Annotated in this window: 13 protein-coding genes and 2 other annotated features (1 of these 15 cut by a window edge); all 13 genes read left to right on the forward strand. The window is 31.1% G+C overall.

Features of this window, described 5'->3' with window-relative positions; genetic code table 11:
• The first annotated feature begins 360 nt into the window (after positions 1 to 360).
• Positions 361 to 1,131 (forward strand): alpha/beta hydrolase family protein, encoded by a 771-nt coding sequence (locus tag ACJDT4_RS22160; RefSeq protein WP_406789791.1) that lies wholly within the window; start codon positions 361 to 363, stop codon positions 1,129 to 1,131.
• Positions 1,132 to 1,549: 418 nt separating this feature from the next.
• The gene (locus tag ACJDT4_RS22165) at positions 1,550 to 2,851 is read left to right on the forward strand and encodes an ABC transporter substrate-binding protein (protein ID WP_406789792.1); all 1,302 of its coding nucleotides are present in this window, start codon (positions 1,550 to 1,552) and stop codon (positions 2,849 to 2,851) included.
• Positions 2,852 to 3,047: 196 nt separating this feature from the next.
• Positions 3,048 to 3,932, forward strand: a complete 885-nt coding sequence (locus tag ACJDT4_RS22170) for a carbohydrate ABC transporter permease (protein WP_406789793.1) — start codon at positions 3,048 to 3,050, stop codon at positions 3,930 to 3,932.
• Complete coding sequence (locus ACJDT4_RS22175; protein WP_406789794.1) at positions 3,932 to 4,759, forward strand: carbohydrate ABC transporter permease; 828 nt, start codon at positions 3,932 to 3,934, stop codon at positions 4,757 to 4,759. The genes ACJDT4_RS22170 and ACJDT4_RS22175 overlap by 1 nt, the downstream gene beginning before the upstream one ends.
• Before the next feature lie 15 nt (positions 4,760 to 4,774).
• Positions 4,775 to 6,457, forward strand: a complete 1,683-nt coding sequence (locus ACJDT4_RS22180) for a glycoside hydrolase family 13 protein (RefSeq protein ID WP_406789795.1) — start codon at positions 4,775 to 4,777, stop codon at positions 6,455 to 6,457.
• Between the two features lie 23 nt (positions 6,458 to 6,480).
• Positions 6,481 to 7,437 carry a carbohydrate kinase family protein gene (locus ACJDT4_RS22185; RefSeq protein WP_406789796.1) on the forward strand — a complete coding sequence of 319 codons (957 nt, stop codon included), beginning with the start codon at positions 6,481 to 6,483 and terminating at the stop codon, positions 7,435 to 7,437.
• A gap of 380 nt (positions 7,438 to 7,817) precedes the next feature.
• A complete protein-coding gene (locus ACJDT4_RS22190; RefSeq protein ID WP_406789797.1) occupies positions 7,818 to 8,789 on the forward strand; it encodes a LacI family DNA-binding transcriptional regulator in 972 nt (323 codons plus the stop codon).
• 22 nt (positions 8,790 to 8,811) lie between these two features.
• A complete protein-coding gene (locus ACJDT4_RS22195) occupies positions 8,812 to 9,228 on the forward strand; it encodes an acyl-CoA thioesterase (RefSeq protein ID WP_406789798.1) in 417 nt (138 codons plus the stop codon).
• A gap of 219 nt (positions 9,229 to 9,447) precedes the next feature.
• The gene (locus tag ACJDT4_RS22200; protein ID WP_406789799.1) at positions 9,448 to 11,298 is read left to right on the forward strand and encodes an APC family permease; all 1,851 of its coding nucleotides are present in this window, start codon (positions 9,448 to 9,450) and stop codon (positions 11,296 to 11,298) included.
• A gap of 262 nt (positions 11,299 to 11,560) precedes the next feature.
• Complete coding sequence (locus tag ACJDT4_RS22205; RefSeq protein WP_406789800.1) at positions 11,561 to 11,719, forward strand: hypothetical protein; 159 nt, start codon at positions 11,561 to 11,563, stop codon at positions 11,717 to 11,719.
• A 319-nt stretch (positions 11,720 to 12,038) separates the two neighbouring features.
• Positions 12,039 to 12,373: a binding site (T-box leader), on the forward strand.
• Positions 12,374 to 12,475: 102 nt separating this feature from the next.
• The gene (locus ACJDT4_RS22210) at positions 12,476 to 13,816 is read left to right on the forward strand and encodes an MFS transporter (protein ID WP_406789801.1); all 1,341 of its coding nucleotides are present in this window, start codon (positions 12,476 to 12,478) and stop codon (positions 13,814 to 13,816) included.
• Between the two features lie 457 nt (positions 13,817 to 14,273).
• Complete coding sequence (locus ACJDT4_RS22215; RefSeq protein ID WP_406789802.1) at positions 14,274 to 14,735, forward strand: MarR family winged helix-turn-helix transcriptional regulator; 462 nt, start codon at positions 14,274 to 14,276, stop codon at positions 14,733 to 14,735.
• Between the two features lie 3 nt (positions 14,736 to 14,738).
• Positions 14,739 to 15,368, forward strand: coding sequence for an O-methyltransferase (locus ACJDT4_RS22220; protein ID WP_406789803.1), 630 nt, complete (start codon positions 14,739 to 14,741; stop codon positions 15,366 to 15,368).
• 118 nt (positions 15,369 to 15,486) lie between these two features.
• Positions 15,487 to 15,558: a binding site (T-box leader), on the forward strand; it runs 177 nt beyond the window's last position.

Below are 15,558 nucleotides of genomic sequence, written 5' to 3' on the forward strand. Positions count from 1 at the left end.
GTTCATAATGCCATATTCATACTGTTAAATTATGGTTTAACTCAGAGCACAACTGACAGAGTACAGAACACAGTGAAGGTAAATTTACCTTTCGTTTCTCTAAGTAAAATATTAGTTTTTAGGATAAACTTGGTGTTGGTCATTTCATACTTTCATGTTGTCTATCTATAGTATGTATAATTTTCTATTTGGGGGAAGAGCATACATCTATATTATAGTAAAGATAATAAATAAATATACTAATGCGTTAAAATAATTATATGGAAACGGTTGACATACATTTTAAAACTGTATATAATAAAATTAAGTAAAGGTTTACAAGAATGATATTCTAATCATTAATTAAAGGATGTGGTAAATATGCAGATTTATGCGGAATGTCAAAGAAAAGGCTATATTTTAAGAGGAATGATACATAAACCAGAAAATATAAGTGGTAAGGCTCCAATAGTAATAATGTTTCATGGATTTACCGGAAACAGAATGGAAGGCGGAATTTTTACAGGAATATCAAAAGAATTAGAACAAAGCGGGATAGCAAGTGCTAGATTTGATTTTGTTGGTAGTGGAGAAAGTGATGGCAATTTTGAGGATATGTGTTTACAATCTGAAATTGCAGATGGTGAAACAATATTGGATTTTGTAAAAGAGTTAGATTTTGTTGATCCGAATAGAATTGGTCTGATTGGATATAGCTTGGGAGGATTGATAGCAAGTCTTCTAGCACCAAAAAGGCAAGCAGACATTAAGGCGATGTGTTTATGTTCTCCAGGATTTTCTTTGTACGATGATATTGTGGACAACAAGTCATTAACAGATATTAGTTTAGAAAATATAGAGAAGGATGGATATGTAGATATTAGAGGAAACAAAGTTGGAAGAGAGTTTACTGAGGATATTAAAAATCTTCATATTTCTGAAACCATATCTGCATATAAAAACGATGTACTTATTACTCATGGTAAAGATGATGTTATAGTTCCATATCATTACTCTATAAAATATGCAAAGAAATATGAGAAGGTTCAGCTGCACCTTATAGAGAACGCTTCTCATGGCTATGAAACAATTGGACAAAGGGCAGAGCTGCGAGAGGAAATTAAAAAGTTTTTTGAAAAAAAGCTAAAGTAGTTAAGGTCCTTGATTATTGTTTTATAGGGAGTATTTGAAAAAATATAGGTATTCTTTTTTATGAGTCAGTCATTAGAGTTATAGATAAACAATCTCAGCTTAATATTACTTCACTGAACCTAGAAAACGAGAAACATACACATAGAGAGTAATCGTAAGGCTCATATTATTAATGAACAAAGAATTATGGGATTTTTATTTTTACTCTTGATTTCAGCAAGATATCTAGCATTAGAGCAGAATTGTCTTTATTTTTCAACAATTCTTTCTTTATATGTATCATTGCACATATGGAAACGGATAATATTTATAAAAAATTATATGAAAACGGTTGACATATAAAAAAGAAGCGTATATAATAAAATCATCGAGTAAATGTTTACATAAAAAACAAATCAAAATATGGGGGGAAAAAAACATGAAATGTAAAAAAATATTATCGTTATTAGCCGCATTTACAATTACAAGTTCACTATTAGTAGGTTGTGGAACTAGCAGCAGTAGCAGTGGATCATCCGGTTCATCTAAAAAAGTCAAAATAAGTATTATGAACTCAAAAGGAGAAATTCAATCACAATTGGAAGAGGCAGTGAAAACTTTTTCAAAAGCCAATCCTAATATAACAATAGATGTTGTTGCATGCTCAGCTGGTCAGCCACCATTTGAAAAATTGAGTACAATGTATTCTTCACAAAATGCACCAGCATTAGCAATAGTTGATCCAGGTGATGTTATAAAGTTTAAAGATAAATTTGCTGATTTATCAAATGAAAAATGGGTTAAGGATGCACAAGAAGGAAGTCTTGATACTGTTAAACTTGATGGAAAAACAATGGGTTTCCCACTTACAGTTGAAGGTGACGGTATAATATACAATAAGAAAGTTCTTGATAAAGCAGGAGTAGATCCAACAAAAATAAAAACAACTAACGATTTAGAAGAAGCATTTAAAAAGGTGCAGGCTACAGGAGTAGCACCAGTTGCTCTTTCACCAATGGATTGGTCTCTTGGATCACATTTCTTTGGAACATCATATGCAACACAATCTAAGGATTCTAAAGATAATGCTAAGTTCTTAGACGATTTAAAAGCAGGAAAAGTTAATTTAGCTCAGAACAAACAATTTAATGGATTAATAGCAACTCTTGATGTATTGAAGAAATACAATATAGATAAAGGCGATGCATTAGCAGCTACTTATGAAAAGGATCAACAGTACATTGGAGAAGGTAAAGTTGGTTTCTGGTTCATGGGAAACTGGGCTTGGCCACAAATTAAACAATTTTCAGGAGACAACAAAGACTTTGGATTTATACCAGTTCCTGTAAGCAATAATGCTGATGACTATGGCAACAGTGGAATAGCAGTAGGTGTTACAAAATATATAGGTTTAGATAAAACAAACAATAATGCTGATCAACAAGCAGCAGCTAAGAAATTCTTAAATTGGTTAGTTTATGATAAAGATGGTCAAGACATAATGGTTAATAAAGCTAGCATAATTACTGCATTCAAAAATATAACATTAGCACCTAATGATCCTTTATCAAAATCAATAAAAGATCACATGAATAGCAAGAACACAATAGAATTTATGACAGTTTTACCTTCAGATCACGGAACAAAAGTTGGAGCAGCTATGCAAAAATATGTTGGAAACAAAGAAGATAAAGCAGCTTTAGCTAATGAAATTCAAGCATACTGGAAAACTGTAAAATAAGTTATAAAAAATAGAGGATAAGCATTTCTAAGCTTACTTCGGTAGAATTATTACCAAAATGAAAAGGGCTTTAGGCCCTTTCCATTTTTTTAAGGCAAATACTACAAAGATATCCCATTATGAATTTTTAATAATCCCACAATATTTAAAATAAATAAAATTATCTAGAAATCTTATAAAGGAAAGGATGGTAACTATGAATCAGGAAAAGAATTTTTTACAAAAGTTAAAAACTTATTTAGTATTTGCAGGACCAACTACATTCATATTTCTTACCGTAATTATACTACCATTTATATTTGGTATATATTTAACTTTTACTGATTGGAATGGTATTTCTTCCACTCATTCAATGGTTGGAGCTAAAAACTATTTAGAAGTTTTTAAAGATAAGGTATTTTGGACATCATTTTTACTAACATTAAAATATGTATTTTTTACTGTAATACTTACTAATGGAATTGGATTTTTACTAGCATATATTTTAACAAGCGGAGTAAAGGCTCAAAATGTATTTAGAAGTGGTTTCTTTACACCAAACCTTATTGGAGGTATTTTGCTTGGTTATGTATGGCAGTTTATTTTCTCAAATGTACTTGTTTATATAGGAAAAACCCTACATCTTACTATATTCTCTTCTTCATGGCTTGCTGATCCTAAAAAAGCGTTTTGGACACTAGTAATAGTTGGAGTATGGCAATATTCAGGATATATGATGATTATTTATATAGCAGGCTTTATGGGAGTTCCAAAGGATATATTAGAAGCAGCAGATATAGATGGAGCGGGCAGTTTTAGAAAAATGAGAAGTATAATACTTCCAATGATGATTCCATCCTTTACAATATGCATATTCTTATCCCTTCAAAGATGTTTCATGATATACGATGTAAACTTGTCACTTACAAAGGGTGGACCTTATGGTGCAACTCAAATGATAGCTATGACAGTTTACCAGAAGGCGTTCTTGTCACAGCAATACGGAGTAGGACAGGCTCAAGCATTCTTCTTGTTCTTAATGGTTGCAGTTATAACAGTAGCTCAAGTTTACTTCAGTAAAAAAATGGAGGTGGAAAGCTAATGAAGAGGCAAAGACTTATAGCAAATATTATAAAGACAATTATTCTTGCAGTTTTATTGTTTGTTTATTTAGTTCCATTTTTATTTGTACTATTTAATTCCTTAAAGAACAATCCGGAGATTTTAATTAACCCATTGACTCTAGGAAAGAAAATAAGTTTTGCAAATTATGCAAGTGCGTTTGAAAAAATGGATTATATGCATGGTTTTGTAAATTCATTAATAGTAACTTCTGTTAGCGTTGTACTTATAGTTGTTTTATCTGCTATGACAGCATATATACTTGCAAGAAGAAATTGGAAATTCAACAATGCTGTCTTTCTAATGATGGTTGCATCTATGATAATACCTTTCCAAGGAATAATGATACCTCTTGTTAAGATATATGGCTCTCTTAACATGCTAAACAGTAAATGGGGACTCATATACATGTATCTTGGATTTGGAGTAGCTCTTGCTGTATTTATGTATCATGGATTTATAAAGAGTATACCTAAAGAACTTGAAGAAGCAGCTATGATAGATGGATGCTCACAGCTTCAAACTTTTTGGAAAATAGTATTTCCGCTCTTGAAGCCAACTACAATGACAATATTAATACTTGATATATTATGGATATGGAATGACTTCTTGTTACCTTCTCTAGTACTTATGGTCCCAGATCAAAGAACTTTACCACTTTCAACTTATTACTTCTACGGAACTTATACAGTTGACTATGGTTTATCAATGGCAGGACTTATGCTCACGATTATCCCTGTAATAATAGTTTACTTATTCTTGCAAAAGCACATTATAAATGGTGTACTTCAAGGATCTATAAAATAATTGTGGGGTGATAATGTGGTAAAAAGCTGGTGGAAAGAAAGTGTTGTTTATCAGGTTTATCCAAGAAGCTTTAGAGATACGAATGGAGATGGAATAGGAGATTTAAAGGGAATAATAGAAAAGCTTGATTATATCAAGCTTTTAGGAGCTAATGTAATATGGCTGTGCCCCGTATATAAATCTCCTAATGATGACAATGGATATGACATAAGTGATTATAGAGACATAATGGACGAGTTTGGGACTATGGAAGACTTTGATAAATTACTTGATGAAGCACATAAGAGAGGTTTAAAAATTCTTATGGATTTGGTGGTCAACCATACTTCAGATGAGCATAAATGGTTTATTGAGAGTAGAAAATCTAAGGATAATAAATACAGAGACTATTATATATGGAAGGATCCTAAGGATGGAAAGGAACCAAACAACTGGGGAGGAGCATTTGCTGGCTCAGCTTGGGAATATGATGAGAATACTAACATGTATTTCTTACACTGTTTTTCAAGAAAACAACCAGATTTAAATTGGGAAAATCCTGAGGTTAGGAGAGAAGTCCAAGAGCTAGTTAAATATTGGCTAGATAAAGGTATTGATGGTTTTAGAATGGATGTTATAAATATGATTTCTAAAGATCAGACCTTTCCAGATGGAGTTAAAGCAGAAGGAAGTCTCTATGGTGATAAAGATCCTATAGTAATGAATGGACCAAGAGTTCATGAATATCTTAAGGAGTTAAACGAAAAAGTTTTAAGTAAGTATGACATAATGACTGTTGGCGAAACTCCATTAGTAACTCCTGAAATTGCCATGCAGTATGTTGGAGAAGATAGAAATGAATTAAACATGGTATTCGAATTTGAGCATATGGATATTGATAGAGATGAATCGAAAGCTATGAAACAGCCCTTTGACTTAATAAAATTAAAGAAGGTATTTACAAAATGGCAAAAGGGTCTTGAGAATGGTGGATGGAACAGTCTTTACTGGAATAACCATGACCAAGCAAGAGTTGTATCTAGATTTGGAAATGACAAGGAATATTGGGAGAAGTCTGCTAAGATGCTTGGTACATGCCTTCATATGCAGCAGGGAACTCCTTATATATATCAAGGTGAAGAAATAGGTATGACTAATGTTCACTTTGAAACCATAGAAGATTATAGAGACATAAGTGCTATAAATCGGTATAAGGAAGAAGTAGAAGTAAAAGGTAGGGATAAAGATAGTTTTATGAATTATCTTCATGAACTTTCAAGAGATAATGCACGTACCCCAATGCAATGGAATAGCTGTGAAAATGCAGGATTTACGGAGCCAGAAGTTAAACCTTGGATAAAACTGAACCCTAGATATAAAGAAATAAATGTAGAAACCCAAATAAACAATCCAAATTCTATATTTAATTACTATAGAGAGTTGATAAAAATAAGAAGAGAAAACGAAATAGTTGTGTATGGTAAATATGATTTGATTTTAGAAGATGATAAAGAAATATATGCATATACAAGGACTTTGGATAGTAAAAAGCTGCTTGTTATATGTAATTTCAGCAAAAATGAACCAGTATTTAATTTGCCGGAAGATATTAAATACAATTTCTCTCAAAAGATAATCAGTAATTATGATGTAGATGATAGTAAAATAGAAAAAATAAAATTAAAACCATACGAATGCAGAGTTTATATGCTTCAATAATAAATGGTAAAGTGGTGGAAAAAATGTTTGAATTTGAAGATAATATAGTGTTTAAAGAAAAAGAGAATGATGTTCTTACTGTAGGTGAACTTTTAATTGATATGATATCAAAGGATTATGGAGAAAACTTTGAATCAGATAGCTACAATAAGTTCTTTGGAGGATCACCTGCCAACATAGCAATGAATGTAAAAAAATTAGGTATAAATTCGTGTGTTGTTTCAGCAGTTGGAAGGGATAACCTAGGAAAATTTTTAATAAAAAAGCTTGAAAGTGCAAATATTAATACTGACTATGTTGATATGGTTGATTATTCAACAAGTTTGGTTTTAGTTACCAAAAGTAAAGCTACTCCTATACCAATATTTTATAGAGAAGCAGATTATCATTTGTGTTTTAGCCCTAAAATAGCCGACATTGTGAAGAATTCAAAGATTGTACATTTTTCTTGTTGGCCTATTTCAAGAAAAAATTCTAGAGAAACTATATTTAGAATTATTGAAGAATGTAAAAAGAATGGTACTATTATTGGCTTTGATCCTAATTATCATAAAATGATTTGGGATAAGAGCGAAGAAGGAACTCAATACGTAAAAGAAATAATTCCCATGGTTGATATTATAAAGCCATCAGAGGATGATGCAGAAAGAATATTTGGTAAAGATACCCTTGAGAATCAAATTAAGAAATTTCTCGAGCTTGGTGCTAAATTTGTAGTAATGACACTTGGGGAACAAGGAGCAATAGCTTCAAATGGAACTGAAACCATAAAATTTAATACCTTGGCTACTGAGGTTGTTGATACTACAGGAGCAGGAGATGCATTTTGGTCTGGATTTTATTCAGCCATAATAAAAGGTTATAGCATAAAAAAAGCTCTAGAGCTTGGATTTGCAGTAAGTGCTTATAAGCTTAAATATACTGGAGCTGTGGTAGAACTTCCAGTGCTTGAAGAAATAAAAAGTATATATAATTTATAGAGAGTACTTATATTATAAATGGAAAGCAAATTCTGCTTGAAATTTATGGGATTAAGGAAGATGGAAAGTATAAGATAGATAAAAAATTTGAAAATTATATCCCCGTATTAGAAAACAATATATTTATTTGGAAGAATATGTTTTACAGCATATATACACATATTCTTCCGCAACTGAAGAGAAATTGGTATAAGGTTATGGTAAATTGCAAAAAGTCAATTTATGGATGTTTTTTGGATTTATGTATTCTTCTTATGCTTATTTCTCTATTTGTTTTATATTCAATACTACTATCTAACATAAATGTAATTTTAATAGACAAGTTTACTTCAATATTATATAATTAAGTGTACTTTAACTTAAGGTTAGGGAGTGTTTTTATGGCAACAATTAAGGATGTGGCTCAGTTAGCAGGAGTAGCTGTTACAACAGTTTCGAGAGTGCTTAATAATAAAGGATACATAAGTAAAGAAACACGAGAAAAAGTTAATGAGGCTATGGAAAGGCTTAATTATCAGCCAAATGAAGTGGCAAGATCCTTGTATAGAAAAAAATCTAATATTATAGGACTTATAATTCCAGATGTATCACATCCGTTTTTTGCCAAACTTGCTAATTATGTTGAATATTATGCATATAAAAATGGATACAAGATATTGTTATGCAATTCTTATAGAGATAAGGCTAAAGAAAAAGATTATATAAATATGCTTAAAAGAAATCAAGTTGATGGTATAATAATGGGAAGTCATACTCTTGAGACAGCAGAGTATTCAAAACAGAAGTTGCCTATAATAACTTTTGACAGAAATCTTTCTGGTAATATACCATTTATAACCTCTGATAATTACAAGGGAGGTACCTTAGCTACAAAGCTTTTAATTAAGAAAGGCTGTAAAAAGCTTGCTCATATAAGTGGTACTCTTGAGCTCAATACTCCGGCCAATAAAAGGTATAATGCATTCATGGATATTGTAAAGGAGCAAGATATAGATTTTGTAGTTAAACAAACAAAATTAGATACCTTTGAAAATTACATAAAGCTAGTGCGCAACATGTTTGAAGAGCATCCTGATATAGATGGAATATTTGCCAGCAGTGATATGATAGCAGCATCCATTATACAAGTAGCTAATTCTATTGGCAAAGAAATAACAAAGGACTTAAAGATAGTAGGCTATGATGATATTGATCTTGCATCTTTAATTGTTCCTCGGATAACCACTATTAGACAGCCGCTGAAAGAAATGGGAAAAATGTCTGTGAAGCTTCTTATAGATCAAATAGATGGCAAAGAGGTTAAAACAGAAAATATTTTACCTATAGAATTAATAGAGCGTCAAACTACATAGAAATTAAAAAAGAGGGGAAAATATGTTTAAGAGTAATACTAATGTTAAAGTTAGATATGCAGAGACAGATAAAATGGGAATAGTGTATCATTCTAATTATTACATATACTTTGAGGTTGCAAGAGAAGATTTTATTAAAGAAGCAGGAATTAGTTATAAGGATATGGAAAATGTGGGAGTAATGATGCCTATAGTAGAAACAAGATGTAAGTATCATGATGCTGCTACATATGCAGATGAACTTACTATTCAAACTTCCCTTAAAGAACTTTCCCCTATTAAGGTTGTATTAAAATACGATGTTATAAGAAAAACTGATAATAAAGTAATTGCGGATGGAGAAACAACTCAAACTTTTGTAAGCAATAATACTTTTAAAATAGTTAATTTAAAGAGAAAATATACTGAAATATGGGATAAAATATGTGCCTTGAAATAGAAAAGGTTACAAAAACAACGCCGAAATTGATAAAATGATACTAAGTGCCCCTTGAAATAATCAAATTGATATTAATGGGGGACATTTTTTTCGTTTATTATGAAAATGTTAAAATTTTATAAATTATAATTGATATTATAATTAAAATGATTATAATAGTCTACATATACAAAAACCCTAAATTAATATTTTTTATTTGTATTACTAAGGAGGATAAAAATGTTAAAAAAGTTTCTTGATATACTTATAGGTGAGCCGTTGGCAAACGAACAAAGTGCTAGTGAAAAATACAATGTGCCTTTCGGACTTGCTGTAATGGCCAGTGATGCAGTTTCTTCTGTTGCTTATGCAGCACAGGAAATTTTGCTTGTTTTGCTGCCTGTAATAGGAGTTCTTTCCTATCAGTGGCTAGGCACTGTATCTTTTATGATAATAGGCTTACTCATTATACTTGGAATTTCTTATATACAGATAATAAAAGCTTACCCCCATGGCGGTGGTGCATATATAGTTGCTAAGGAAAATCTTGGAGTTGCACCAGGGCTTATAGCAGGAGCAGCACTTCTTCTTGACTATATACTAACCGTTGCAGTTAGTGCTAGTGCAGGTGTAGCAGCTATTACATCAGCATTTCAATCGCTTCATGATTATAAGGTTGTTATTACTGTAGTACTTATAATTGTTTTAACTATTCTTAATTTAAGAGGAGTTGGAGAATCTTCAAAAATATTTAGTATACCAACATATTTATTTATATTTAGTATGCTTTTTATGATTGTATATGGACTTATTAGATATTCTATGTATGGTGTGACAACACAGCCTATGGTTCATGAAGTTGTTAAATCAGGTGGGCAGATTGGAGTATTCTTAATTTTAAGAGCATTTTCATCAGGATGCTCTGCATTAACAGGAATAGAAGCTGTAAGTAACTCGGTGCCTAACTTTAAGGAGCCAAGTCAAAAAAATGCTATTAAAGTAATGCTTCTTCTTATTACTACTATATTTTTAATATTTGGTGGTACATCTATTCTTGCTAGATTTTATCATGCAGTATATTTTGAAAATAGTAAGGTTACAGTATTATCTCAGATTGCCTTTGCTGTATTTGGAGGCAGAACTTTTATGTTTTATGTCATACAAATAACTACTGCAATTATACTTATAATGGCATGTAATACTGCATTTACCGGATTCCCAATGCTTATGTCTGTAATTGCAAGAGATGGCTATATGCCAAGAAGCTTTGCTACGAGAGGAAAAAGACTTAGCTATTCAAATGGAATTGTATTTTTAACTTTTATAGCTTGTGTCCTAACTTTAATTTTCAAAGCAAATACGGATTTGTTAATCAACCTATATTCTGTTGGAGTTTTCTTATCATTTGTTTTAGCACAGACAGGAATGGTTGTACATTGGAATAGAAGTACTGAGCCTGGAAAATTTAAGGGGAAAATTATTAATGGCTTGGGAGCAGTAATAACCCTTGTAACAACAGTAGTTATAATGTCTGTAAAATTTGAAGAGGGTGCATGGGTTGTAATACTACTCATTCCTATACTTTCATATATGATGATGAAAATTAAGAAACACTATAACAAGGTAGCTGATGGGCTTAGGACAAGTGAGGATGAGCTTAAAAACTTTGAAATAAATGATCATTTTAATCATATTATAGTGGTTCCTATTTCAAGCTTAAATAAGGCAACTTTGGGAGCTCTTAAATATGCTAGAAGCATAACACCAGATGTAATAGCACTTAGTGTATCTCCTAATAAGGCGTATATAGAAAAACTTCAAGGAAGATGGAAGGAGCTTAATACAGATATACTCTTAGTATGTAAGTATTCTCCATATAGAGCTGTTATTAATCCACTTATTGAGTATATAGGTATAATAGCTAAAGCAGCAGATAAAAATGAGAAGGTGACAGTTGTTTTACCTCAGTTTATGACTACTGGTTGGGGAGGACAATTCCTGCACAACCATACGGGTTTGATACTTAGAGAAGCTCTTCTTAAATATGATAATACAGTTATCTCTATGTACCCATATCATTTAAAAGTATAGAACAGGCGAAGTAATAAATTTTTGGAGTGTTAAATAAAATTAATAAATCTAAGAGCCTAATCCTTAAAAAGCTAAGAACTTTCAATAAACTCACGTTGTTCAAACAATTGAAAGTTCTAAGCCTTTTAAGGATTAGGCTCTAATATTTATTAAAATTTTATTTAAATCACTCCTTCAAATTTGTTACTTCGCTCCTATGATAGTGCAAGGAAAAAATTCCTCCGTACCTACGGAATTTTCAAGTGGGAAAGGAGTCTAGATAATGTATAACTTGTGTGGACGCTCTATACCTTTTTATAATATAGGCATTAATGAAACAACAGTTATATCTATAGTAGAATATTTAAGGAAACATATAATAACTCTTCTAAAAGAAGTTTGCCATCTGATTGGTATAAATTTAGCAAGCTTGGAAATTTAGTAAATTCACTACAAATGCTCGGTGTTAAAGAAAATCTTCCACAAAAATATACTGACTTAAAATATATTGTTTTAAATATAATGGCTTTTTGATTACTAATATTTGCATATTCCAAGTAAAAATAAAAGCAAAGTTATGTAAATAATATAGACAAAGCGAAAAATTAGTTTGTAGAATTGATGTAAAAAAACAATACTTAAAATAATAAATTAATAAAAAAACGGTGATAAAAAGCAAAATCATTATTTTTAGGAAGACTTGGTTTACTTTTGTAAAGACGTAAAGTAAAATACAAAATAAACTTGAAGAGAATAATATTTTAAAAATGATGATAGGGACAAGTAAATATAAATATACCTTAAAGAGAGTGCGCATGATGAAAAAGCATAGCTATATTATATTGAAACTCACCCTTAAATTGCGATCTGAAATTAGTAGGGTTGTGCCGGGCAAAGCCGTTAAACTACATGGAGTCATCTTCAAAAAAATAATGGGGACATATAGCGATTAATTTTGCGTAATATTTCGCCAACTGAACCAGCTAAGACTGCCTAGTATTACGCAAAATTATCTTGCAACAAGACCTTATTATTTGTTTTAGATGCCTTAAGTAATAAATTTGGGTGGTACCGCGATAGACCTTTCGCCCCATGGAAAGGTCTATTTTTTATGCTTAATTTAGAAAATAATTTTTACTGGCCAGTGAAATTATATATTAAAAAATTAAATTTGAACTCATTGGATGGAGGTCTTTTAATGGAATCAGTTGGTTATATTTCTGAAAAAATGGATTATGTCCCGGTATCTAAACTGCATTATAAAATATTATGGCTTATAGGTCTTGGAATATTTTTAGATGGCTTTGATGTATATTTAGCAGGAGGGGTTTTAGGGGTATTGTTAAAGAGTGGATGGTCAAACATTGGCTTAAATGCTGCTTTTATTTCTGTAACTTTTGTAGGTCTTTTAGTAGGCTCGCTGCTTACTGGATTTTTGGGAGACAGCTTTGGTCGTAAATTTTCTTATCAGCTTAATCTTTTAATATTTGGAGGAGCATCTCTTGTGGCAGCATTTTCACCTAATATGATTTTTTTGATAGCTTGTAGAGGAATAATGGGAATTGGTCTTGGTGCTGAAATTGTTACAGGATACGCGCTGCTTGCGGAATTTGTGCCATCGAAGACAAGAGGAAAATGGGTATCTATGCTTTCTCTTATAACAAATTGTTCTACCCCAGCAGCTGCATTTTTAGGATATATTATAATACCTAGGTTTGGATGGAGATGGATGTTTGTATTTGTAGGAGTATTCTCTTTAATTGTATGGTATGTTAGAAAAAGCATGCCTGAATCTCCAAGATGGTATGAATCGAAGGGGATGGAAAAGGATGCACAGGATGTAGTGAATATATTTTATAATGAAGCAGAAAAAGAATTGGGGAGTTCAGTACCTCAGCCTAGTGTCATGAAGAAGAATACAAATAAGCATGAAGGAAAATTTTCTGATTTATTTAGTAAAAATATGATTTCAAGAACCATAGTAGGATGTGTGGTTCTGATTGCAATAAATACATTGATATATACTTTTGTAAGCTGGGCACCTACATTTTTTTTAAGAAAAGGCATAAATGTTTCCAAATCTTTAGGATATACAACTATAATGATGATAGGAGCACCACTTGGAGCTTTAGTTGGCAGCTTTATTGTAGATAAATTTGGTCGTAAATGGTGCCTAACTATATTTATGCTTTTAGCTGGAGGACTTGGATATGCATATGCTTCACAAAATGTTATGTGGATAATATTAACCTTTGGATTTTTCTTAACCGTAATTATATATATATTACTTACACTTGGTCTTGCTATTTATGTTCCAGAATTATTCCCTACTAATGTAAGGCTGAGAGGATCAGGGTTTTGCAATGCTATAGGAAGGCTAGCAACTATATTCAGTCCCTATGGAGTTGCATGGATACTTAAAAATTATAATACCACAATTGTGTTTATAGTACTTGGAATTATACTTGTAGTAGTAGCTCTTATTATTGCTATTTTAGGAGTTGAAACAAAACAAAAATCTCTAGATGAAATAATGTGAAGTAATGGTATTTCAAAACATTAAATAAAATTCATAAATCTAAGGGGCAAATTCTAAAAATCCTAAGAAATTTCAATAACTCGCTAACGCTCAGACAGATTGAAATTTCTAAGGCTTTTTACAATTTGCCCCTAAGATTTATTGAGTTTTATTTAAACTGTTTTTTCAATACCATTACTTCACTCAGAGGGGGAAAAGCAAGGAACATTTTCCGCCGTGCCTACGGAAAATGAATACTTAATAATTTTTATACAGAAAATTTTAATAAATCAATGTAAGCTTATGGAATTCTTGAATCCGATATTAGTACTTATTTCAATGGGGGGAGCTTTAGTATATTATTTTCTAGGCAAGATAAAATAACTTTTTATGGTAAGAGAAGATTGCATTATGTTTTTACATATGATAATATATCGTACATAGATATAATCGTTACACGATATAAATGAGGTGGAGTATGAATAAAACTGATAAAGCAAAAAAGGTAATAAAATTAAGAAGTGCAGTAGATGAATTGATACATGGAAGATATCATAAGCTTGCAAAGAAGTACAATCTTAGCCTTGAACAATTTCACTTATTAATTGAACTTGATGAACTTGCAATAAACCTTAGTGACGAGATTTCAGCGCCTACTATAGGTGATATTGCAAAGAATATTAATAATTCTCAAAATACTGTATCCGAGAAGGTGAATAGACTTGAAAAAAAAGGACTTGTCAAAAGAGTAAAAAATGATGAAGACAGAAGAATAAGCATGGTAATGCTCACGGACGAAGGAAGAAAGCTTATTAATGCTATAAATGAAGAAGCTAGCAGCAAATTTTTGCTTGATTCTATTTCAGCTTTAGAAGAAAGTGATATTGACAATTTGTTAAAGGGATTAGAAAGATTATATGAAAAAATGAGGAGTGAATAAAAAATGGATTTTGATAAAATTATGAATTATATAGAGGATTTGTACAAAAATGATAGTGAAATGGACAGAAAGACTTTTATCGAGGGAACTGAACTCAAAGATTTTATACCTGTTGTTGACAATGATGTTGCAAGAATGCTTAAACTGATTATATATTTAACTAAACCTAAAAAGATATTGGAAATTGGAACAAGCATAGGGTTTTCAGCTTCGTCTATGGCAAGGGTAGTAAAAGAATATGGTGGTAAGATTGTTACAATTGAATATGATGAAAAAGTAGCACGTCAAGCTGAAGAAAATTTTAGAAAACAAGGCTTAGATGAAGTAATAGAAATTAAAATAGGAGATGCTAAAACTATAATTCCAAGCTTGGATGAAGAGTTTGATATGATTTTTCAAGATGTAGATAAAAGGCTTTATCCTGTTTTATTTGAAGATTGCATGAAACTTTTAAGGCATGGTGGAGTTCTAGCAGCAGAAGATACTTTGTTCCCAGTGCTTGATTTAGAAGAAAGATGGCATAATCTTATAGAGCCTATCAAAGAATTTAATAAACTTGTTGTAAATGATGATAGACTTTTTAGCACAATGCTTCCTATTGGTGATGGTTTTGTAATTGCTATAAAAAAATAATATTTGAGCTAATAAATTGATAAAAAATTAAGAATAAAAAATCAAATCGTTATTTTTGAAAAAATAAAGTTTACTTTTAAATATGCATAATGTAAAATACAAAATAAGTTAATTAAAGAATATTGCAATGAACAGAAGTATTAGAAATCGAGTGAATTTTCAGAGAGCCGTGTTTGCTGGGAGGCGGTAA

Origin of the sequence: Clostridium neuense (genome assembly GCF_045310695.1) — a bacterium.
In the GTDB taxonomy this organism is placed as follows: domain Bacteria; phylum Bacillota; class Clostridia; order Clostridiales; family Clostridiaceae; genus Clostridium_S; species Clostridium_S neuense.